Genomic DNA, 23,890 nt, shown 5'->3' with positions numbered 1-23,890 from the left:
GAAATCTCCGACCGTCTTCAAAAAACACTTCGGCATGTCGCCTACTGATTATGAAATGAAGTTTGGCGAAGAGGAAAATGTGAATGATGAGGAAGAATGATTGCATGTGAAATAATTAGCAAAGAAAAAGGAACATGGTGAAACGCTGTGTTCCTTTTTTTTGTCTACCTTTGCAGAAAAAATCAATGAATAATAAAATCTTTCTTATTTTCTTATGAAGAAGTATCTCTTATTAGTATTTGTGCTGCTAGGCATCATCTCTACAGCTGATGCAGCCAAACAGTTTGTGAAGTTTGATGTAACTTTAGCAGATAAGGCCCTTCGCCTGACGGGTACGAAGGATTCCATCCGCTACTCTTCTTCCGATTGGAAGGGAGTGAAGATGGCTGTTGCAAACTTGCGCAATGATCTGCGTCAGGTAACGGGCAGCGAATGCGCTCCCATCTTGGTGGCCACTGTAGGCAAGAGCGAACTTGCCAAGAAATATCCCAAGCATTGCAAGCTGCTGAAGGGAAAGTGGGAACAGTATCTCATCTTTACCGATAAGGGGCAACTTGTCATTCTAGGCTCCGATAAGCGTGGCACCATCTATGGTATCTATGAGTTGTCTCGCCAGATAGGTGTGTCGCCTTGGTATTGGATGGCTGATGCGCCTATCCAGCATCATGACCAATTGTATATCCTTCCTGGCACTTATACCGATGGAGAACCCAAGGTGAAATACCGTGGCATCTTTATCAATGACGAGTGGCCATCTTTTGGTGGATGGTGCGGCAACCAGTTTGGGGGCATCAATTCCAAGGCTTATAGCCATATCTTCGAACTATTGCTCCGCTTGAAAGCCAACTATTTCTGGCCTGCCATGTGGGCTACTGCCTTTAATGAGGATGACCCCAAATCACCACAGTTGGCAGATGACATGGGCATCGTGATGGGTACCTCCCACCATGAGCCGATGATGCGAGCACATAAGGAGTATGTGCGTCGCAAGGCTGAGGTGGGTCCATGGGATTATGCACAGAACCCTGAGCGCATCGAGAAGTTCTTCTCTGATGGCTTGAAGCGCAACAGCAAGTATGAGAACATCATTACCATTGGTATGCGAGGTGATGGCGATGTGGCGATGGGCAACGGCAAGGACGAGGACAACATCAAGACATTAGGAAAAGTGATTGAAGCACAGCGTCGCATCATCAAGGATTGCTATGGCAAGCCGGCAAGCTCTGTGCCGCAGCTCTGGGCTATCTTTACCGAGGTGCAGCGATACTATGATGCAGGTTTCAACGTACCTGATGATGTAACCCTGCTCTTCTGCGACAACAACTGGGGCTATATCCGCCGTAAGGGTACCGCCGCAGAACGCAAGCGCAAGGGTGGACTGGGCTTGTATTATCACATCGACATGAATGGTGGTCCATGGAACGACCGTTGGGTGAACACCACAACCATCCCGAAACTCCGTGAGCAGCTGCATGAGGCATACGCCAGCGGCATCGACCGCATCTGGATCATCAACGTGGGCGACTTGAAGCCGAAGGAGGTGCCTATCGACTTCATCATGGACTATGCATGGAACCCAGATGCGGTGAAACCAGGAGATGAACTGCCATGGTTGGAACGATTCTCTCAAAGCATCTTCGGAGAGAAATATGCCAAGGAAACAGCCGACTTGATAGCCAAATACAGCAAGTATAATCTTCTGCGCAAGCCTGAGGCTCAGGTGCCAGGCTTGTTTAATGAGCATGAGATGCTGGTGATGTCACAGCGTTGGCAGTCGTTGGTGGAAAGGGCAGAGCTGTTGCGCAAGCAGATGCCTAAGGAGAAGCAGGATGCTTTCTACCAGTTGGTTTATTATCCAGTGGTGGCAAGTGTTGGTGTGGCAGAAATATACAATCATGCCACCATGGGTGACAGCCTCGGTGTGGAGGTGTTGATGAAGAAAGACCAGCAGTTGAACGACTATTATAATAATGTGTTGGCAGGAGGCAAGTGGAAAGGCATGATGATGGATAATCACATCGGTTATACTAAATGGTCAATTCCAGACAAGAATCGCAACCCGATGACTTTGGGTATGAAGGTGGAGCATCCGTTAAATGTACCTGTTTCCACCACGGAGATTGGCATTCCTGCCTATCAGTACTGCCGAATCAAGGAAGGCAAGAATGCCAAGTGGATATTCTTGCCAGACTTGGGCAGAGGTAAGGGATGCATGGGCATCGACCATGTGATGGTAGCAAGTGAGCCGGATGGCAAGGGGGCATCGCTAGAATACGATTTCGAACTTTCTTCTGATATGCAGCAGCTTTCCATCGCCCTCGGCATTCTGCCAACCCAGGATGTCTATCCAGCTCGTGGTCTTCGCATCGGAGTGCAGATAGACGACCAGCCCTTGCAGATTGTGGATGCTCGCGCAGGATTTGTGGATACCTTTGCCGAGTACACTCCTCAGAACCTCGCTGTGTCCAAGGTGTTGAAACCATTGCCTGAGCAGCCTAAACTGGTTTTGAATGGTTGGTGGAAAGGGAAGAAGCAGTTGCGAAGAGATGAAATCTTTGACAACCAGCGTTGGTTGGCAGCTACATCATCATCTGCAGTCAAGGCTGGTAAGCATACGCTTCGTATCGTGATGATAGACCCTGAGATTGTCTTGGAGCAGGTGGTTATCAATCCAGACAACAACAGATACAGCTATTTCGGGCAAAACTTTTAGGTAAAGATGTAAAAACGGTGTGTTTCTTTTGAAATGCACCGTTTTTTTCTTACACCATGGTTGTTTTGCTAAAGTATTTGTAACATACAGCAAAGTAAAATGTCTGTTTTATTGCTACCTTTGCGCTCAAAAATAGTAACTAATAATTTTGGACAAACAATGAACAATAAGTTTTTGATTGCTTCGGCTTTGTGCATGAGTATGAGCGCAACGATGAATGCGCAGAATCCTATCGTGCAAACACAGTTGACTTCAGACCCAGCTCCTCTTCCTGTCGGTGACCGGCTTTATGTCTATGCTGGTCATGATGAAGACAAGGCAGATTTCTTTTGGATGAACGAATGGCGCGTGTATTCCACAACTGATATGGTAAACTGGACCGACCATGGTTCACCACTCGACCTGAGTTCTTTTTCTTGGGCTGACGACCGTGCATGGGCGGCACAAACCATCGAAAGAAATGGTAAGTATTACTGGTATATCTGTGCGCACTCTAAACTGACGGGCGGAATGGCTATCGGCGTAGCTGTGGCTGATTCTCCTACCGGTCCGTTCAAGGATGCGCTGGGAAAACCGCTTTTCGATAATGGAAGTTGGGACAATATCGACCCTACCGTCTGGATGGACGAGGATGGTCAGGCTTATCTCTATTGGGGTAATCCGCATCTTTACTATGCCAAACTGAATAAAGATATGATCAGCTTCAAGGGTGGTATAGATGCTAAGGCAGCTGTTGATGAAAAGCGTGAAGTGGGCAGAATCGTGATGACTGAGGAGGGATTCGGTTCGCCTGACGTGGAGAAGCGCGATTCTACCCGAAAATATAAAGATTGCTACACAGAGGGACCTTGGTTCATGAAGCGTGGCAAGAACTATTATATGCTTTATGCAGCAGGTGGAGTGCCTGAGCACATTGCTTATTCCATGAGCAAGAAGCCTTTCGGACCATGGAAGTATATGGGCGAAATCATGCCATTGGAAGATACGGGTTCCTTTACTAACCATTGCGGTGTTACCGACTTCAAGGGCAAGTCTTATTTCTTCTATCATACGGGTAAACTGGGTGGCGGATTCGGACGCAGTGTGGCTGTGGAAGAATTCAAATATAATGCCGACGGCACATTCCCAATTATCCACCATACTCAGGAAGGAGTGGCTCCTATCGCAACCCTCAATCCTTACAAGCGTCAGGAGGCTGAAACCATCGCTTTCTCTAAGGGAGTGAAGTCGGAGCAGACCGATGATACGGGTGTTTATATCTCAGAAATTCATACAGGTGATTATATCAAGGTACGTGAGGTGGATTTTGGAAATGAGAGTCCGGATGCATTTGCCATTTCAGCGGCGTGCTCTTCGCTTGGAGGTTCGCTGGAGGTTCATCTCGATAAGGAAGATGGCGAACTGATAGCTAAACTTGATGTTACCAAGACCGGTGGCTGGGAAAAGTGGAAGACTTTCTCGGCACAAATGCTAAAGAAAGTGACAGGAAAGCATGATATATACTTCGTGTTCAAGGGATTGAAGGGAAGCAAACTCTTCAATTTCGACTGGTGGAAGTTTGAGAAGAAATTCGCCAATCCTGTGGTTTGGGCTGATGTGCCTGATGTGGATGTAATCCGTGTGGGTGACAGCTTCTATATGGTAAGCACCACCATGCATCTGATGCCGGGTGCGCCTATCATGAAATCGAAGGATCTGGTGAACTGGGAAACCGTGAACTATATCTTCCCTAAACTTACCGATTCGCCTAAGTATGACATGAAGGAGGGTACGGTGTATGGTCGTGGTCAGTGGGCTACATCCTTGCAGTATCATCGTGGCAAGTTCTATGCGCTCTTTGCTCCGAACGATAATCCTGGTGGAGAGACTTATATCTGCACCGCCGATGATATCGAGGGTAAATGGACCATCCACAGCCGTTTGCAGCATTTCCATGATGCCGCTCTCTTCTTCGATGATGACGACAAGGCATACGTGGTTTATGGCACGGGAGAGATGGTGCAGCTGAATGCAGACTTGACAGATGTGGTGCCGGGCAGCCATCGCAAACTCTTTGAGCGTGATGCGGATGAAACTGGCTTGCTAGAAGGTTCCCGTATGATTAAGCATAATGGCAAGTATTATCTCCTGATGATTTCATGGACCAAGGGACATCCGCGCCGTGAAGTGTGCTATCGTGCTGATAAGATGACGGGTCCTTACGAAAAGAAGGTGATTCTGGAGACAGAGTTTGCCGGATTCAACGGTGTGGGACAAGGTACGATTGTAGATGATAAGGATGGTAACTGGTATGGCATCGTATTCCAAGACCGTGGTGGAGTGGGCAGAGTGCTCACGCTGGAGCCATGTACCTGGAAGGATGGATGGCCTATACTGACCGATGAAAAGGGCAATATTCCTGCCCAGATGCAGAAGCCGGTGCTGGGTTATGACGGCAAGGGACTCGTGTATAGCGACGACTTCTCTAAAGATAAGCTGGAATTGCAGTGGCAGTGGAACCATAATCCTGTGGATAATGCCTGGTCACTCACAGAGCGCAAGGGCTGGCTCCGCCTGAAAACATCCCGTATCGTTCCTAATATCTTCCTGGCTCCCAATACCATCAGTACCCGTACCGAGGGACCAACCTGCAAGGGAATCATCAAGATGGATGTGAGCAAGATGAAGGATGGCGATGTGGCTGGTCTGTCAGCCTTCCAGGGTGATGCAGCACTGCTTTCTATCGTAAAGGAAGGCAAGAAGCTCTTTGTGGTAGGTACCAAGGAGAGTGTGGCTCTGACGGATAAGGAGAAGGCGGTGACCGGTGTGAAGCGTGAGGAGGTGTATCGCCAGCCTTTGAATCTGAAGCAGGATAAGGCAACGAAATCAAGCATCATCTATCTGAAGATGAGTTGCGATTTCCGTCTTCATCAGGATCTCGCCACCTTATTATATAGTATAGATGGAAAGACCTGGATTCCTGCCATCAAGGATTTCAAGATGCAGTATGATTATCGCCGTCTCTTCATGGGTACCCGTATCGCCATCTATAATTATGCCACAAAGGCTGCTGGCGGATATGTGGATGTGGATAGCTTTGAGTATCAAAAACAGTAGAATGATTTTAGTATAAAAAAATAAATATGAGATATTGTAGGTTATTATTGGTAGTATTTATTTTCATATCATCATTGGCAACCGTAAAGGCTGCCAATGATTCTTTTGTTTCTGCCCATCAGCCATTTGTTGCTTTTGAGCAGACTCAGGGAGCTTTTCCTGTGGTTTCTTCCGGGATTACTTCTGAGATTTATCTTGATGCTGCTGAGCCTCAGGGCGTGAAGCGTGCTGCAGAAGATCTGCGCTCTGATATCTACAAGGTAACGGGCAAATCGCCTAGAGTCTGTTGCGACGGCGAATGGCCGGTGCGTTATCCCGTCATCATCGGTACGTATGGTAAGGGAGATGTGGTTACCCGTCTGGCTAAACGGGGCTTGCTCAACGAGAAAGCCTTGAAGGGAAAATGGGAGAGCTACGTGGTCAAGACCCTGGAACATCCGATGAAGGGAGTGGACAAGGCTTTGGTGATTGCTGGTTCGGATATGCGAGGCACCATCTATGGCATCTATGAACTCTCCCGACAGATGGGCGTTTCGCCATGGTATTGGTGGGCAGATGTGCCTGTGGTTAAGCATAACGAGGTGTTTGTGGAGAAGTGCAACGTGGAGTTGGGCGAACCAAAGGTGAAATATCGTGGTATCTTTATCAACGATGAGTTCCCCTGCATGACTTCCTGGGCTCGGGATATGTTCGGGGGTATGAACAGCAAGATGTATGCGCATGTCTTCGAACTCCTGCTGCGCCTCAAGGCCAACTGTCTCTGGCCTGCTATGTGGGGCTCCTTCAAGGAGTACAAGCCGCTGATTCCTATCCTGAAAGATGAGAACGGGATGTACGAGGGCAACTGCTTCAATGAGGATGACCCCGAAAATCCTCGTCTGGCAAATGAATATGGCATCATTATGGGTACTTCTCATCACGAACCGATGATGCGTTCGCAGCAGGAATGGATCAGACATAAGAAAAACTATGGCAATGCCGACTGGAACTGGCAGACCAACCGGAAGGCTATCTCCCGTTTCTTCTCGGAAGGAATAGAGAATACCAAGAACTATGAGAATCTCGTAACGATTGGTATGCGTGGAGACGAAGACCGTCCGATGACTGATGCGGGTAGCAGGGAGGCTAACTTCCGACAGATGGAGGAAATTATCGCTGCACAGCGACAGATGATAGCCAAGGCTACCGGTAAACCTGCTTCTGAGACTCCTCAGGTGTGGACTCTCTATAGCGAGGTGCTTGATTACTATGACCAGGGCTTGAAGGTGCCGGATGATGTAATCGTGATGCTTTGCGATGATAATTTCGGTCATGTGAGACGCCTTCCTTACCTGGGTAAGGAGAAGCATAAAGGTGGCTACGGCATGTATTATCATGTGGGCTATTATGGTGCGCCAAGGGCAAGCAAGTGGCTCACGATGTCGACTATTTCTGAAATGTGGGAGCAGTTGCAGGCTACCTATCAGTATGGGGTGGATAAGCTCTGGATGCTCAATGTGGGGGATATCAAGCCGCATGAGTTTGCCATCGACTTCTTCATGGATATGGCATGGAACCCTGATCAGTTTAATGCCTATCATCTTAGAAAGTATGCCGAGCGATTCTCGGCATCGCAGTTTGGTGAGCAGCATGCAGAGGATATAGCCGATCTTCTGCTTCTCTACGGCCGTTATGCTTCGCGTATTAATGCCGAGATGCTTGATGACAAGACTTACAATCTCCAGTCGGGCGAGTTCAAGGCTGTGAGGGATGAGTTCCTAGCCTTGGAAGCGAAGGCGCTTCGGATAGAAGCTTTGCTGGATAAGGATCAGAAGGATGCTTATCAGGAACTGGTGCTTTTCCCGATTCAGGGCATGGCTAATCTCTATGATATGTATTACTCGCTGGCAATGAACAGGAAACTCTTTGCCGAGGGCGACGAGGAGGCGAATCGCTGGGCTGATGATGTGGAGAAGTGTTTCGTAAGAGATTCTATGCTCTGTAGGCACTATAACCAGGAGATAGCTGCGGGCAAGTGGAACCACATGATGGACCAGGTGCATATAGGTTACACAGAGTGGCATGCGCCAAGACACAACGTGATGCCGAAGGTATATCGCATTCAGGAGAATGACCAGCAGGATAAGCCTCTTACCACAGGATTCGTCTTTATGGAAAAAGGCGGAGTGGTGTCTATCGAGGCTCAGCATGTGGGTGAATGCCGGAATGCATCAGATGCTTCCTGGAAAATCATCCCGGGATTGGGCCGTTCTCTGTCGGGCATTGCTCTGTTCCCTTATACGGCTTCGGTGGAAAATGCCTGGCTGAAATATCGGATGAACCTGAATACACTGACCGATTCCGTGAATGTCTATCTCACGGTAGCTGCCGTGATGCCTTTCCTGAAAGGTGGACATCAGGTGGCACTCAGTTTGGATGGAGGTGAAGAGGTGGTTGTCCATCTCAACCAAAACCTGAACTGGGAGCATAAATATGACTTGATGTATCCTACTGCTGCTGCACGAGTGATTCAAAACAAGGTTCGTCTTCGTCTGGATAAGAATAAGGGAAAGATGCATTCTTTGCTGCTTAGACCTTTGCAGCCGGGCATCGTATTCGAGAAAATTGAGGTGGATTGTGGAGGAGGTTATGTACCATCACGTCTTGGAATGCCGGAAACTTCTTACAGATTGGAAAAATAAAACAGATTTTCTTTCGGGGACAGATATATTTTTTGTATATTTGTCCCCAACTTTTAAGATACAATCTTCTAAAAACAGAAATAATGAATGTAAAAAGACAATGTTTTATTGCTGCTCTGATGCTGGGAACTCTTATGCCTGCTTCTGCTGCAAAGGCGGTAAAGAGTGATAATAGTACCCGACTTTGGTATAACGCCCCAGCCCAGCAGTGGCTGGAGGCTCTGCCTATCGGAAACTCTCATCTGGGAGGTATGGTGTATGGTGGAACCACCGACGAGAATATCCAGTTGAATGAGGAGACTTTCTGGAGTGGCGGTCCCCATAACAACATTAGTAAGAAATCCCTGGAGAATCTGCCAAAGGTGAGGGAACTCATCTTCAATGGCAGGGAAGAGGAGGCTGCTGCTCTCATCAACCAGACCTTCATCCCAGGTCCTCATGGCATGAGATTCCTGCCGATGGCAAATCTGCACATCAGAATGAAGAATCAGGGAAAGGCTGAGCAGTTTGTGCGCGACCTGGACTTGAAGAGGGCGATTGCCACGACTTCTTTCGTGATGGATGGCGTAAGATATACCCGTACCACCTTTGCTTCGCTGGCTGATGGCGTCATCGTTTGCCACATCACGGCGAGTAGAAAGGGTGCTTTGAGTATCGATGTTACCCTGGATTCGCCTTTTGAACATCAGACTCAGAAGACTGCGAATGGTGTAGTGCTGAAGGTGAAGGGACAAGACCAGGAAGGCATCAAGGCGGCTCTTGCTGCAGAATGTGTGGCGGATGTAAGGACGGATGGCACCGAGGCAACCATCATCGTGAGCGCTGCTACCAACTTTGTGAACTATCACGATGTATCGGGCAATGCTGCCCAGCGCAATGCCGACTATATAAATAAGGTGAAACTGATGAGCTACGCACAGTTGGAGAAACGCCATGTGGAGGCTTACCAGAAGCAGTTTGCTACATCTTCCTTGGTTCTGCCAACCGATGCCAATGCTTCGTTGCCTACCAACCAGCGCCTGGAGAAATTTGCGGGCAGCAAGGATATGGCGATGGTAGCGCTGATGTATAACTATGGTCGCTATCTGCTCATTTCCTCTTCCCAGCCTGGCGGACAGGCGGCAAACCTGCAGGGTGTTTGGAATGACAGCAGAAATGCGCCTTGGGACAGCAAATATACCATCAACATCAATACGGAGATGAACTACTGGCCTGCCGAGGTAACGAATCTCGGTAACACCACGGAGCCTCTGTATTCGCTCATTAAGGATTTGAGCGTAACGGGAGCACAGACGGCTAGGAAAATGTATGGCTGCCGTGGCTGGATGGCTCATCATAACACCGATATCTGGCGCATAGCAGGTCCGGTGGATGGTGCGCAGTGGGGTATGTTTCCGAATGGTGGTGCCTGGCTCACCACCCATCTCTGGCAGCATTATCTCTATACGGGCGACAAGACTTTCCTCAAGCAGTGGTATCCGGTGATAAAAGGGGCTGCAGAGTTCTATCTCGACTATATGCAGAAACTGCCAGGCACCGAATGGAAGGTAACCGTGCCGTCGGTGAGTCCGGAACAGGGACCTATGGGTAAGAGAACTGCCGTAACGGCTGGTTGCACGATGGATAACCAGATAGCCTTTGATGCCTTGACCAATGCTGTGAAGGCTTCAGAAATATTAGGTGTTGATGAGGCTGGACGCAAGGAGATGCAGCAGCTGATTTCGCAGATTCCACCGATGCAGATAGGAAAGTACGGACAGTTGCAGGAGTGGCTTGTGGATGCGGATGATCCGAAGAACGAGCATCGCCATATCTCGCATCTCTACGGATTGTATCCATCCAATCAGATTTCTCCTTTCTCTCATCCGGAACTTTTCCGTGCTGCAGCCACCACCCTGAAGCATCGTGGCGACCAGGCTACGGGCTGGAGTCTGGGTTGGAAGACGAACTTCTGGGCACGCATGCTCGATGGCAATCATGCATTCAGAATCATCAGCAATATGCTTCGTCTGTTGCCATCTGATGCGCAGGCAAAGGAGTATCCTGATGGCAGAACCTATCCGAATCTCTTCGATGCCCATCCGCCATTCCAGATTGACGGCAACTTCGGAGTAACAGCCGGTATCGCTGAGATGCTCCTGCAGAGTCATGATGGAGCCGTGCATCTGTTGCCTGCCTTGCCTGATGCCTGGAAAGAGGGAAGCGTAAAAGGATTACGTGCCCGTGGCGGTTTTGTGGTAGACATGGACTGGAAGGATGGAAAACTGAAGCAGGCGAAGATTCGCTCTACCATTGGAGGCGTCCTGCGTCTCCGCTCATATGTACCGTTGAAGGCGAAGAATCTGAAGAAGGCAGAAGGTGAGTGCCCGAATGCCCTGTTTGCACCAGCTGTAGTAAAACCTGTGATGGAGCAGCATCGGATTGCAGAAGGAGTGAAGGCACCTATTCCTGACGTATATGAATATGACTTGGAAACAGAACCGGGAAAGACTTATCTGATCAAATAATGCCCTGAAAATACATTTGTTGCCATAAAAGTATCATTTTGTCCACCTCTGGTTGGATAATTATCCGTACTTTTGTGGCAACATTTTTTATAATAATCTTTTAGACCTATCAATGAGAATGAAGAAAGTTTTATTTGCAACTTGTTGTATAGCTCTTTTGAGCGGCTCTTTGGGAGCAGCGGCACAGAAGCAATCTGCAGCGAAGAAAGTGCAGATGCAGACTTTGACTGGCAAGTCTTGGTCGGCAGATAACGGGAATGGTACCTTTACCAATCCTTTGTTTTACGATGAGTTTTCTGACCCTGATATTATTAGAGTGGGGGAGGATTACTATCTGGCGGGTACCACGATGCACAGTGTGCCAGGACTAGTGGTCCTCCATTCTAAGGATTTGGTTAACTGGGAATTCTCTTCCTACTGTTTCGACCGATTCGATGATTCTGATGATTTCAATCTCCGCAATGGCAAGGAGGCGTACGGACAGGGTATCTGGGCGCCTGCCATCCGATATCATAACGGCAAGTTCTATATCTTCTCCAATATCAACGGACATGGATTGCAGGTTTATATCTCGGACAGTGCCAAGGGGCCTTGGACGCATCACAAGATTAATGGCGACATCTACGACCTCTCTGTGCTTTTCGATGAAGATGGCAAGATTTATGCCGTGCATAAGTATGGTAACGTAACCGTTACGGAGTTGAAACCCGATTTGAGCGGTCCGGTAGAGGGCAGTAGCAAGGTAGTGATTCCGGAAGGCAATGCGATGGGTGAGGGACATCATGTATATAAAATCAATGGCATGTACTACATCCTCTCTGCCGATTACTCACCGATGGGCCGTATGCAGTGTGCCCGAAGCAAGAGCATCTGGGGACCTTACGAAACCTGCGTAATCAGCGAAAGAGAATCGTATGGTTATGCTGCTGGATGGAGCGTAGGTAACATGGGCATCGGTCGGCCTTTGCCTGAAGATGGCTTCAAATTCCAGAACAACAAACCTAATGGTGTGAACCTGGTCTGTGCTACCATTCATCAGGGTGGCATCGTGCAGGCTCCTGACGGGAAATGGTGGGGCGTTTCGATGCAGGACTTCAATGCTGTAGGAAGAACGGTGTGCCTGTCGCCTATCACATGGGTTGACGGCTGGCCTTACTTCGGATTGGAGAAGAATCTGGGACGTTCGCCTCGCACCTGGTTCAAACCGAATGAAGCGGTGAAGACGCCTCAGGCGCCATACGAAAGATGTGATGATTTCTCAGGCAAGACTTTCAAGCCTGTTTGGCAGTGGAATCATAATCCGAATGACAAAATGTGGTCGCTGAATAAGGAGCGAAAGGGATGGCTAAGATTGCATTCCATGCCTGCAAAGCAACTGCTTTGGGCAAAGAATACATTGACGCAGCGTGCCATCGGACCTATTTCTTATACTTCTGTTAAATTAGATGCATCCCGCTTAAAGGCAGGTGATGAGGCTGGTTTGGGTGCCATCAATACGCCTTATGCTTCGCTGGGTGTAGTAAAGGACGAGAAGGGGTTAAGCTTGAGATGCTACGACCAGAATACCAATAGGGAAGTGCTGAAGCCATTGGCTAAAAGCAAGATTGTATGGTTGCGCCTTTGGGGTGACTACGACAAGAGCCAGTTGCAATATTCTTTTTCTCTAGATGGCAAGAACTGGGAGAATATTGGCGAGCAGATACTTTCGCCTTATCAGTTGAAGACCTTCCAGGGTGTACGTGTAGCACTTTATGCTTTCAATAAGAAGAAAGTAAATGGCGGTGTGGCTGATTTCGATGATTTTAAGGTAGAAGAGCCGATGGCTGACAGAACCGCCAATCTGCCTATCGGAAAGACTGTGAGATTCTTCAGCCTCGCTGATGGCAGTTTGATGGATGCTACCGGACATGGATTGATGCATAGTTCCGGTAACCGAAAGGACATGAGAAATCAGGTGAAGTTTGTTGTGGAGGATAGAGGTAAGGGAAAGATTGCTTTGAAGACGGCTGACGGACGATATGTTTATATTGCTGGTGCTGGTTTATCTGGCGATGTTCGCCTGACTTCCGACTCTTCCAAGGCAGAGGAGTTTGTATGGCAGGATATGCTTTATAACCGTTGCATGCTGCTTTCTCTGAAGACTCAGCGTTATGTGGGTAAGAATCCTGTGGATGGAAGTCCTTATTCTGCAGATTTCCAAGGCGCTGACGCTGGTATGAAGAACGGATGTGTTTTTACATGGGAAGAGGTTGAGTAAAGTAATCTGTTCTTATAAATTTGAAGAGGCAGACTCTCGCAATGGGGAGTCTGCCTCTTTATCTTATGTGATATAGTTTGATTATTCGAAATAGAATGTGAGTGCTATCATCTTGCTATGTGCTGACTTGGCAGATAGTGTATATGGCAGCGAACTCTTGTCCTTTATGTTTTTGATGTGATTCTTATCGTATGTATCTGTTATTCCATACATGAACTTCAGTTCTGGGCGGAGTTTGAAGAATGGCAGATAGAAATCGCATCCCAATCCCAACTCTAGGAACAGATCTGTTTTCTTCAGTTTGATATAATCTTCGTTTTTGCTGTTCAGATTCATCATCGGGTTGATTCCTGCCATGATGTATGGGCGGTGATTATTGAATCTCTGTGCAGCAAATATCAGGTCGAAAGCACTTGAAATGTAAGCTGTCTTCATCTCCTGTTTCTGTTGGATTGGATTTCCGGCTCCATCTTTTTCCAGCATGTTGTAGAAGGTGAGATGTCGGGTACCGAAATACATGGCTGGTGCTATGCGTAGCTGGAAGTGGGTGTTGAGGCGGAATTCTCCTAATACACCTACTGTAAATCCGGGATCCCATCTATCCTGATCTACTGTTACGCAACCTTGCTGCTCAATGCCGTCAGCGTCCAGATAAGTAACCGTTCCTGCATTCTGAAATTCTATGTCCTGGAAATGGGTGCCTACCAATACACCGAAGTGGAAAGGGCGCAAGTCGGTATAAGGGCGGTTTTCTACCGTTCTTTCCTGTGCACTTGCCTGGATAGCGATGGCAAGGCTTATGATGAATGTCAATAGTTTCTGTTTCATATATTTATAACGGAATATTCTTCATCATATTGCTTTCAGTTTTATTTCGATTATGTATAAATTAAGTAAAAACGTGAAAATTCTCATACCTAATTGTAGGTATTCCGAAAATAATTATTATCTTTGCACCATAATTATTAGGTAATGTACCTGTAGTTATCAGACAAGACAAATTAAAAGCATATTATACAAAAACATTATAAACATTTAAACATTAATAATTATGGCATACGTAATTGGTGACGATTGTATCGCTTGCGGTACATGTATTGATGAGTGTCCATCAGGTGCAATCTCTGAGGGCGAGAAGTATTCAATCAACCCAGACCTCTGCACAGAGTGTGGTACTTGTGCTGATGTTTGCCCTAACGAGGCAATCAGTCTTCCTTAATCTTTAAGGATAGATACTTTTAGTTACATAAAACATTGAGAGCGGTTCCCTTGGGAATCGCTCTTTTCTTATTACCTATCCAACTCTATTGTCTAATAGAGCAAGTACTTTTCATTATCGATTGGACTGACAAGGGGACTCGAACCCCTTTTTCTCCGAACAGAAATGTTTCCTCTACAGTCAGTCTTTCTTGAGAAGGTTAATCAAGTGCCTACTTTCGGTTATACGAATATGTTTCCTTTACGTCTTCGTATGCACCTAAGAGACTGCAGTTGAGATTTATCTCGTTTGCAATGTTCGGTTGCTAATAGTACTGCATAGCATCTCTATTCAAGGATAGTAAACTTGTTACTAATTGTGATACCAACCACAATTTTTTAGCAGCTTGAGCCCACTTCTCTGGCTCAAGCTACTTTCTGAAAAATTCACTTATTTTCATACTTGTAATTGAGTTTATGACCTCTGCACGTCAGGCTTAGCGTTGGTCGATTAGTTGCCTGTTTATTTAGCAATATTCCAAGGAAATACATATTTAGCTCCATTGATGTCTATAATAACATCCATGGTATCACCTTTACTGCGTTTTATGTTGATGTATCCAGATATGGCTTGCCCTGGATATATTGTGGTTCTTTTTAAATAACCTTCTTGTTTAATTTCTCTTTCTTGTAAAAGAGCATTCTCATAGTTAGCCATGCGATTGCTTGCTATAACTTGTGCTTGGTATGCTACCGCTCCATCATATGTTACAGTGTGAGAGGTAGTAGAAGAATTACCATGGTATGAGCTATTCCCATTGTAACTACCATAGGCATACCCTCCAGAGCCATAAGCATAAGCGTTGCCATATGAATTTAAATAGCCGTTATAAGAAGAGTTTGTTTGTGTCGTGGAACTTGAATAGCCTGCACCTGCAGCAGCTAATCCTTCAGCAATGCCAGCAAACGCCATATTCCAATTTTGGGTTCTTCTTACTTTTCGCATGTATTTATCCGCAGAATACACCTCTAATGCAACCTCTTGACCATTTGTCTTTTTGAGAGTTGAAGTTATCTTAGCTGGGTCAAAATCGATGGGAACAATAGAGTTGTTAGATACAACTATTGATATTTGATACCATTTCCCGTAATCTTTAACTTGTGTGTTGGTCATGGCTACCATCAAGCCATTCTTTATATAGTATGGCCATGCTGCTCCATCCTTGTATTCTGTCTTCTTCTCATATTGAGAAGGTGATTCCCATATAGGGGTATTGTCACTTATACGGAATTTACCACCAAATCCATCTTTGTTTGAAAGAATATAGTAATCATAACGAGGATTACCATCTAACATTTCGGTTTGCGAACACATGTCACCCTTTTCATCAAATTGGGTAAGTATGCCATTAGGCTTTCCATTTTTCATCGTGCAATGGAGCTTTATGAGGCCATTTTCATAATACGCAGTATATTCTCCTTCTGCAATTCCATTGTGTCTATAGCCTTTCTGTTCGATTTTTCCAGACTTATAATAATTCGTCCATTCTCCATCCATTACAGATTTTGAATCGTCATATTTGTCTATACTAATGTAGCCACCTTCAGATTGCAGTTCTCCCGTAACATAATAATCACGAAATCGCTTGCCAAAATTAAAATCTGTATTTCCGCTAAGGATGCGATAATAAGAGGCGAATGATTTAGACTCAACTCCTTTCCAATTCTTGTCATAGAAAAGAGTGTCTTGCTTAGATTGCGCAAATAGAGAACTTGCACCGAATAAGCAAATAGAAAATACGATACACATTTTCATTTCTATCTTCATTTTTGGGCTGTGCTCCTACAGCGCGGGTATAAAAGAGTTATACATACGGAAAAAGCGTGGAGCCAATTCTGTCACTCGTTCGTAGAGGCTCTGTCATCGTCTAATTTGTCGAAACGAACAACGCCGTAAGCCTCACGCCAGTGTAAGTATATAGAATAACCCTTGCAGCGAGCGATTAAATCAGCCGAAGACAATGAGGATAGTATATAATACACCACTTCATGTGGCGATCTGCGTTGCTTTGTTTTTGACAACTTGTGTTGTGAACTGCCAGATTCCTACACGTCAAAACCGAAGCGTACAAAAACGCTTTTACCATTTTTCTGTCTGCCCCAACCTCTGCCCTTGGAGGTTTTCGGTATGGGTATATAGGTGATGCAAAGATAATAATTTAACCTCAGTATCTGTTTTTTTGTGTTGATAAAATGTGATTTTGCGGTACAATTTAACATTATTAAGTATATATATGTCAAAGAAATCTACTTTTGCATGATTATTCTTACTAAAAAGTTTGTGCAGTCAATAATTATTAGTATCTTTTTGGTAGCTAATTTCATAATGAATCTATTCCTTTTTTTGAAAATAAGCTTAAACTCCTTACTGGATATGTTATCCTGGTCACCAAATAGTTAAGTCTTTTCTAACATTTCATAGTCTTATGAACTTTGAATCTTTTTGACCATCCCATACCTGTAGATGATTGCTCAAAAATTCTACTCTTGTATGTTCACCCTAATCTTTCATAAAACATACTTGATTCCGAATTGAGGTGGTAGTTGGTATAATCGCAAGTATATTTACAAGCAGCACGAAAAGCTGCATATAGAATTAATAAACGAGAATTGTAGAAACAAAACATCTTTTGGACAGCCTGAATGTTTGACAAATGCAATTTCGGTGCTGCTGGTATAAATTACTTGTCAATTGAAGAATTTGGCGTATGAGAAAAAAAAAGCCGACCTGACTTGGTCGACCCTTATTCTTAGTATGCTCGGCATGAGCTTATCTAATGGGTGCAAGTCCCTAACAAGCCCTAATAGCGGGAATTGTATAGCCAATAGCAAGGGTGTCCACTGCGAGGTGGAATCTGAAAGAAGCTGGCGGCAAACATCTGACCTAACGTACAGAAACTCCATATAAGGCATTTGACCATGGATGAGATTGCCGAACAAATTAAAGTCCTATAGCTATTCGGAATGGTCGGTGTAAATGAAGTGGGTATAAGATGGAAAGAATAAGCCCTTATCCGAGGAGGTCTCACGGACATGAGGATTAGTTGCTTTTACGAAAGTCATGGAGTAAAGCTTGCCGTGAGAAGTCAGCAGAAGCCATAGTAGTGGAATTCTCGATAACGTTCCATGAAGGGCTGAACCTATAGATTAAACGATAGTAATAGAAACGTACCTTATGAAGGGAAGAATGCAGAAAACATTGGCAGAAGTCAAGGGCTGCCCACAGAAAGATAGGACGGAATCCGAAGGATATGTGGGAGCGCAGACCTTCATGTGGATATGTGAAGACAATATCGTGGAAGTACCATTCGACAAGGAACACCTATTGGAGCGCATCATCAGTCCTGATAACTTGCGCAAAGTCTACAAAGCAGTGCATCGTAACAAGGGCTGTAGCGGTATCGACAAGATGTCATGTGAGCAAATGCTCCCTTGGCTCTTGGCTAACAAGGATGTCCTAATCCGTTCCTTGCTTGACGGTTCATACCGTCCGAACCCAGTTAAAAGGGTAGAGATACCCAAAGACAATGGCAAGATGCGCCTGTTGGGCATCCCCACGGTCATAGACCGTCTGGTTCAACAAGCCATCAACCAAACCCTAACCCCCATCTATGAGCGTCAATTCTCTCCAAGAAGCTACGGCTTCCGTCCGAGAAGAGGATGCCCTGAGAGGTGCTCAGAAAATTATCGATGAAGGCTACATCTATGTGGTTGACCTCGACTTGGAGCGTTTTTTCGACACAGTAAGCCACAGTAAACTCATAGAAATCCTCAGCCGCACGATAAAGGATGGTAGGGTGATAAGCCTTATCCACAAATATCTCCGCAGTGGTGTGATGAACAAAGGAATGTTCGAGGCAAGTGAGGAAGGCACTCCCCAAGGAGGACCGCTAAGTCCGCTTTTGAGCAATATCATGCTCAACGAGTTGGACAAGGAACTCACAAGCCGAGGTCTCCCTTTTGTCCGCTATGCCGATGACTCGATGATATTTTGTAAGTCCAAGCGTGCAGCCAAGCGCGTGAAGGAATCCATAACCCGATTCATCGAAGGAAAACTTCATCTGAAGGTGAACAGGGATAAGACAGTTGTGTCTTATGTGCAAGGTGTGAAATACCTTGGTTACTCCTTTTATGTAATGAAAGGCAAATGCCAACTCACTGTGCATGCAAAAGCCAAAGCCAAGATGAAAGCCCGACTTAAAGAGTTGACTTCCCGAAGCAATGGTTGGGGATATGCCAAGAGGAAGCAAAAACTTGAAGAGTACATAAAGGGTTGGGTAGGTTACTATCACCTTGCCAACATGAAACGTTTTCTCATAGAAACGGACGAGTGGTTAAGGCGACGGCTACGTATGTGTATATGGAAGTCGTGGAAGAGGGTGAAAACGAGAGTTGCCAACTTGGTAAAGTGTGGTATTGACAAATACCAAGCTTACATGTGGGGTAATAGTCGTTTGGGTTATTGGCGCATAGCTGGCAGTTATATACTAAGCCGTGCTATAACCAACGAAAAGTTGAGCATGGCAGGCTATGCTACATTGATGGGTTCATACATCGAATGGCACCCAAAATAGGAACCGCCGTATGCGGAACCGCACGTACGGTGGTGTGAGAGGTCGGAAAACGAAAGTAGGAGAAAAACTACTTCGTTTTCCTCCTACTCGATTAGTTAATGTTATGCTTATTCACCTGGCTTGAGACCAGCCTTCTCGTAAGCATCGTTAGCCAACTTGTTCTGTGGATCAAGCTTCAGAAGCTTATCCCAGTATGGCTTAGCTGTGTCGAAGTCCTGCTTGTCGTAGGTATAGATGAAGCCCATATACTGGTAAGATGTCTTCAGGTAGCTGAGCTCATCCTCATCACACTGCTGCTTAGCTTCCAATTCATTGATTACTTCTGTATAAGCAGCAATAGCCTTGTCGTCCAACTCGTTCTGGAAAGCTGTGTTACCCTCCTGAAGCTTAGCGAATGGCTTCAATGTAGGATACTTCTCTGCCAACTTAGCGTATACGCCGATAGCCTTATCGATGTTCTCTACCTTCTTAGCTGGATCTTTCTTAGCCTTGTTTACATAGATTTCAGCAAGCTTCATGAAGTCTGTAGGAGCTGCATTTGGATTCTTATCCATGTACTGCTGGTTGTACTCCAAAGCCTTGTCTTCATTGCCCAATTCCTTGTAAGCCTCAGAGATATACTGCAATGGCTTAGGATCGTCTGCCTTCATCTCCAATGCCTTCTGGTACTGAGCAATAGCCTCATTATACTGCTTGTTGCCAGCCAAAGCCAAACCATAATAAGCAACGATACTAGCATTCTTCTTGATAGAATCGGTATTCATTACTTGATTTGCAAACTGCAAACCTTCCTCATATTTTTGCAAATCTACGGCTGATCTCATGGCAAATACCAACAAACTAGCAGAAGTAGGGTATTGCTTCATACCTTCTTGGCAAAGTTGAAGAGTCTCGTCTTTTTTGCCTAATCCGTAAGTTGTTACTGCATATTCATAGAATCTATACATATTCAAAGTCTTGAGCGGTGCCTTCTTGAAGAATTCATAAGCCTTCTCATACTTTCCTGCTGTATAAAAACCTTCTGCAGCTTCTGCCTCGATAGGATAATCAGGATTAATTGCTCTCAATTTTTCCAGAGCTTCAGCACTACCTTGTGGGTCAATCTTACGGTAAACGTTAGAATAGCTGATGTATCCCTGAGGATTCTTAGGATCCATAGTCATACACTGACCATACCAGGTAGCAGCCTCGCCACCATTGTCTTGCATTGCATTGATGTCGCCTTTCAGAATGTAAGCGTCACCATAGTTCTTGAACTTAGCTATGACAGCATCAGCAACAGCATTAGCCTGATCATAGTTCTTGTTCATTGCAAGAAGGTTACCCAAAGCAACCAATGCCTTAGGATCCTTTTTAAACTCCTTCTGGTATTCCTTGATTTCCTTGGCAAAAGCCTTAGGATCAGCGTTACCAGCCTTCAATGTAGTCTCTATAGGCTTCAGCATGTCCTTATAGTTGACATCCTGTGCCATTGCAGGTGCTGCCAAACCCATGACGAGCAAACCTGCTACTAAATATTTAATTGCTTTCATAATTCTACTTTTTTATATGCGTCTCTTTCTTAGCGTTTTCTTTAGCGTTTTACATTAACGGTCTTTATAGTGATGTCACCTCTGTATGGAAGTAATCCGGTCTTGAATAGGATGAGCTGTCCTCTTGGACCTGAAATGTAGTTTGCGAAACTCCAAGGCAATGCCCTGTGAGGGTCAACTACAATAGCATATAATGTTCTGACGAACGGATATCTTCCATCCAGCAAGTATGCCTGATATGGTTGCCAACTGTTATATGGTTTTGCCACATCTTTGATGGATACTCGCATGACATGAATATTCTTCTTAAATGTAGTGTTGGTTGAATCACGGCGGTCGTTGAGCCAGTTAGATCCAATTACACCGATTGAGCCAGGGTTCTGATCCACATAGTCGATAACCTCTTTGCTGGTTTTTGCGGCCATGATTTTTGCACCCATTTTAGCTCCGTGCAGCACAGAGTCTACTACGTAATTGGTTGTTGCAGAGCGGGTATTGTCGAAAATGACTTCGATGTCACCTCTCTTAGAACCTTTCACAATATCACTCCATTTTGTTGCCTTACCTGTGAGGATACGTTTGATATCTTTTACCGTAATACAAGTATCATTGTTTTGCTTGTTTACAATAAATGCCAATCCATCGTAACCGATAGGGAAAACAGAAGGAATTACATTGCTTTTAGACTTCAAGTAGGCTATTTCACTATCTTTCAAATTACGTGTAGTGAACAAGAGTGCTGTTTTGAAATCTTTAATCATCTGAAGTCCGGTGACTTCATCTGTATACTTCGGTTTGAGTTTAGCTTTTGGGAACTCATACTCAAACTGACTTCTTTCTTCGTCAATGATAGGACTCAAACTCTCGTCAGCCACAAATTCAATTGTGCCTGAAGTAGGAGTATCAGTTCTACCATCTTTGGCTTTCTTCTCGCCACATGCCGAGAAGAAAGCCATTGATAGTACTGTTAATCCTATACCTAAAAAAATATAAGATGTTCTTTTCATTCTATTACTGCAATCTAAATACAACTGGTACAGTATACTTAACACGTACAGCAGAACCGTTTTGCTTACCTGGTTTCCACTTAGGCATGCTCTTAACGACACGCTGTGCTTCACGGTCAAGTGAAGGGTCTACGGAACGAGCTACCTTAACATCAGAGATAGAACCATCACGCTCTACCACGAATGATACGATAACACGACCCTGTACACCATTCTCCTGTGCAACGACAGGATACTTGATGTTGCTTGCAAGGTAAGACATCAGGGCGCCTTGTCCACCAGGGAATGAAGGCATCTCCTCTACAACGTCGAAGACCTTAGTAGCAACCTCAGGTTTTGGTGCTGGTGGTGGAGGTGGAGCTGCAACTGCAATATCATTTCTTACAGCTTCAACTGTACGGTCCTTCACACCTTCCTTGTTTTCAGTACCGACTGCAACTTTGTCATCCAGTTTATCCATCTGCTTAACCTGGTTTTCCTCTTTTACGAGTTCATCCTTCTTAATGACAGGTGCGGTAAACTTCTGAGTTTCGCGAGCCACAGGAATCTCCTTTTTCATTTCAACCTTAGGCTTCACTGGCTCCTTCTTCTTTTCTTCTTTCTTAGCCTGCTGCTGGAGTCTAGCCAACTCCATAGCTTCCATATATGCTTGCTGCTCTTCAGCCTGTTTCTGTTCAATAACCTTCCAAGCTAAAAAACCACCCACGAGAGCTGCAGCAATGACCAAGATAAGCAGAGCCTTAATGTTTCGGCCAGAAGTACCCTTACGGAGCTGGTATGCACCATACTCCTTGTTCTTTCCGGCGAAAACCATATCGACCCATTTAGGATCGTAAAGATCAATTTTTGCCATTTCTTTCTTGTTTTAATTGTTAGTACACATCTTACATCTTAACGTTTCTAGACTTGAGAAGCTTCTCGTCGTCTCCGTTAATCTTATCGATGACATACGTACCAATGTTCAAAATCTGCATTTCATCGAGTGCATCAACCATATTTTTATATGAAGCATTATCTGTAGGCTTGATGACGATAGTAAGAGTAGGAATCTTTCCGTCCTTCAAGTTACCAGCCTTCAAATCGCTCAACTTCTTCTGATAGATGCTATCAGGATACTGCTTAGGATTCTTCTGACGATCCATGTTCAACTCCTTTACAGCAAGTGAGATTCTCTCTACAGGACGTGTACCGTTTTCTGTAGCGTGCTCTCTCAAGACCTTACGGATACCCTGGCTTCCCCATGTAGTCTCCTTGATCCATGTAGGGTCATCGTACTTAGGAATACCAGCACCATAATAAATCTTGTTGTCTGCTGTTACGTAGAGTGTCACAGTTTCAGAAGCCTTAGCTTCGTTCTTCTGATCTTCTTGAGTATTCTCATCATTACTTGGCATAGTCAGCTCCATAGTCTGAGGTTTGCTCAAAGATGTACACAGCATGAAGAACGTGATAAGCAGCATGAGCATATCCACCATAGGCGTAAAGTCTACGCGGACATTCATTTTCTTTTGTTTGCTTTCTTTCTTTGCCATTTATTCGTCCCCCTGTTGTTTTAACTGTGTAATCATATAGTAATGACTCTCGTCCATGTCCTGGAGTTCGTTCATCACTCTCTTAACGGTCTTGTAAGGTGTAGAAGCATCTGCCTTCAGGGCAATCTTGATGTCTTCGTTTACGTTACGAGCTGCGTCAACCCACTGCTGGAACTCGCTCATACCGCCCTTAATACTGTCGAGAGGAATACCTTTAGTCTGGAGATACTGTGGACGCTTAGAAGCGTTCATTGTCAGATAAGTACTCAAGTCGCCCATAGGTACGCCGAACGTACCTTCGCTCTTGAATGTCTCAATCTGTTTTGGGTTCAATGACACACCGAATGCTCCTGTCATTGTGCTCAGTGTAGCTCCCAACTGATCAGTATTATCAATACTCATAAATACTTGGCCCTCGCCGGTAGGATTACCAGCCTTGTCCTTTTCAGGACTAACCAAGATGGTCAAGACGCCGTTTTCTGGCACCTTAATCTCAGACACAGATCCTGGTGTGTTTACCTTTACAGGCTCATTCTTTACGAAAGTAGAGGTGAGCATGAAGAAGGTAAGCAGCAGGGTCATAACGTCTGACATAGGCGTCATGTCAATCCAGACGTCACTCTTCTTAATTTTTACTTTACCCATAGCGATAAAATTTTAAAGGGTTAGCAAAAATTAAGCCTCTTCTGCGTGGTTAGCTTCGTATGTCTGAGCAATTGAGTAACCTACCTCGT

13 protein-coding genes and 1 pseudogene are annotated in these 23,890 nt (G+C 45.3%); 7 read left to right on the top strand and 7 right to left on the bottom strand.

What is annotated here, in order from left to right:
* Positions 1-214: 214 nt before the first annotated feature.
* The 5 genes from ACWJAO_RS07875 (at position 215) to ACWJAO_RS07855 (ending at position 13,254) form a co-directional block, all read left to right on the top strand.
* A complete protein-coding gene (locus ACWJAO_RS07875) occupies positions 215-2,713 on the top strand; it encodes a glycosyl hydrolase 115 family protein (protein WP_449139845.1) in 2,499 nt (832 codons plus the stop codon).
* A gap of 159 nt (positions 2,714-2,872) precedes the next feature.
* Complete coding sequence (locus tag ACWJAO_RS07870) at positions 2,873-5,809, top strand: family 43 glycosylhydrolase (RefSeq protein ID WP_449139844.1); 2,937 nt, start codon at positions 2,873-2,875, stop codon at positions 5,807-5,809.
* Between the two features lie 26 nt (positions 5,810-5,835).
* Complete coding sequence (locus ACWJAO_RS07865; protein ID WP_449139843.1) at positions 5,836-8,490, top strand: glycosyl hydrolase 115 family protein; 2,655 nt, start codon at positions 5,836-5,838, stop codon at positions 8,488-8,490.
* Positions 8,491-8,573: 83 nt separating this feature from the next.
* Entirely contained in the window at positions 8,574-10,997 is a 2,424-nt protein-coding gene (locus tag ACWJAO_RS07860; protein ID WP_449139842.1) for a glycoside hydrolase family 95 protein, read from the top strand.
* A 118-nt stretch (positions 10,998-11,115) separates the two neighbouring features.
* A complete protein-coding gene (locus tag ACWJAO_RS07855) occupies positions 11,116-13,254 on the top strand; it encodes a family 43 glycosylhydrolase (protein WP_449139841.1) in 2,139 nt (712 codons plus the stop codon).
* Positions 13,255-13,335: 81 nt separating this feature from the next.
* Here the strand turns inward: ACWJAO_RS07855 and porT are convergent, their stop codons facing one another.
* Positions 13,336-14,082: a type IX secretion/gliding motility protein PorT/SprT gene (gene porT / locus ACWJAO_RS07850; RefSeq protein ID WP_449139840.1), complete on the bottom strand. Its 747-nt coding sequence runs from the start codon at positions 14,080-14,082 to the stop codon at positions 13,336-13,338.
* Positions 14,083-14,305: 223 nt separating this feature from the next.
* Here porT and ACWJAO_RS07845 point away from each other — a divergent pair, with 223 nt between their 5' ends.
* Positions 14,306-14,473: a 4Fe-4S binding protein gene (locus ACWJAO_RS07845; RefSeq protein WP_006849139.1), complete on the top strand. Its 168-nt coding sequence runs from the start codon at positions 14,306-14,308 to the stop codon at positions 14,471-14,473.
* A gap of 501 nt (positions 14,474-14,974) precedes the next feature.
* Here the strand turns inward: ACWJAO_RS07845 and ACWJAO_RS07840 are convergent.
* Positions 14,975-16,279, bottom strand: coding sequence for a toxin-antitoxin system YwqK family antitoxin (locus ACWJAO_RS07840; protein WP_449139839.1), 1,305 nt, complete (start codon positions 16,277-16,279; stop codon positions 14,975-14,977).
* Between the two features lie 1,407 nt (positions 16,280-17,686).
* Here ACWJAO_RS07840 and ltrA point away from each other — a divergent pair.
* Positions 17,687-19,085, top strand: a pseudogene (ltrA, locus tag ACWJAO_RS07835) (group II intron reverse transcriptase/maturase).
* A gap of 107 nt (positions 19,086-19,192) precedes the next feature.
* On the opposite strand, the gene ACWJAO_RS07830 reads toward ltrA, so the two are convergent.
* The 5 genes from ACWJAO_RS07830 to ACWJAO_RS07810 are packed head-to-tail and all read right to left on the bottom strand — an operon-like array spanning position 19,193 to position 23,801.
* On the bottom strand, positions 19,193-20,617 hold the full coding sequence (locus tag ACWJAO_RS07830; protein ID WP_449139838.1) for a tetratricopeptide repeat protein: 1,425 nt from the start codon (positions 20,615-20,617) through the stop codon (positions 19,193-19,195).
* Between the two features lie 41 nt (positions 20,618-20,658).
* Positions 20,659-21,624, bottom strand: a complete 966-nt coding sequence (locus tag ACWJAO_RS07825; protein WP_449139837.1) for a PstS family phosphate ABC transporter substrate-binding protein — start codon at positions 21,622-21,624, stop codon at positions 20,659-20,661.
* Positions 21,625-21,628: 4 nt separating this feature from the next.
* Positions 21,629-22,477, bottom strand: coding sequence for a TonB family protein (locus tag ACWJAO_RS07820; RefSeq protein WP_449139836.1), 849 nt, complete (start codon positions 22,475-22,477; stop codon positions 21,629-21,631).
* A 31-nt stretch (positions 22,478-22,508) separates the two neighbouring features.
* Positions 22,509-23,156 carry an ExbD/TolR family protein gene (locus ACWJAO_RS07815; RefSeq protein WP_449139835.1) on the bottom strand — a complete coding sequence of 216 codons (648 nt, stop codon included), beginning with the start codon at positions 23,154-23,156 and terminating at the stop codon, positions 22,509-22,511.
* A complete protein-coding gene (locus ACWJAO_RS07810; RefSeq protein WP_449139834.1) occupies positions 23,157-23,801 on the bottom strand; it encodes an ExbD/TolR family protein in 645 nt (214 codons plus the stop codon). It abuts the gene before it with no gap.
* Between the last annotated feature and the right edge of the window lie 89 nt (positions 23,802-23,890).

It is taken from the genome of Segatella sp. (assembly GCF_977051555.1).
The sequence above is the reverse complement of the archived record's forward strand: the minus strand, read 5'-3'. Positions and strand labels throughout refer to the sequence as shown.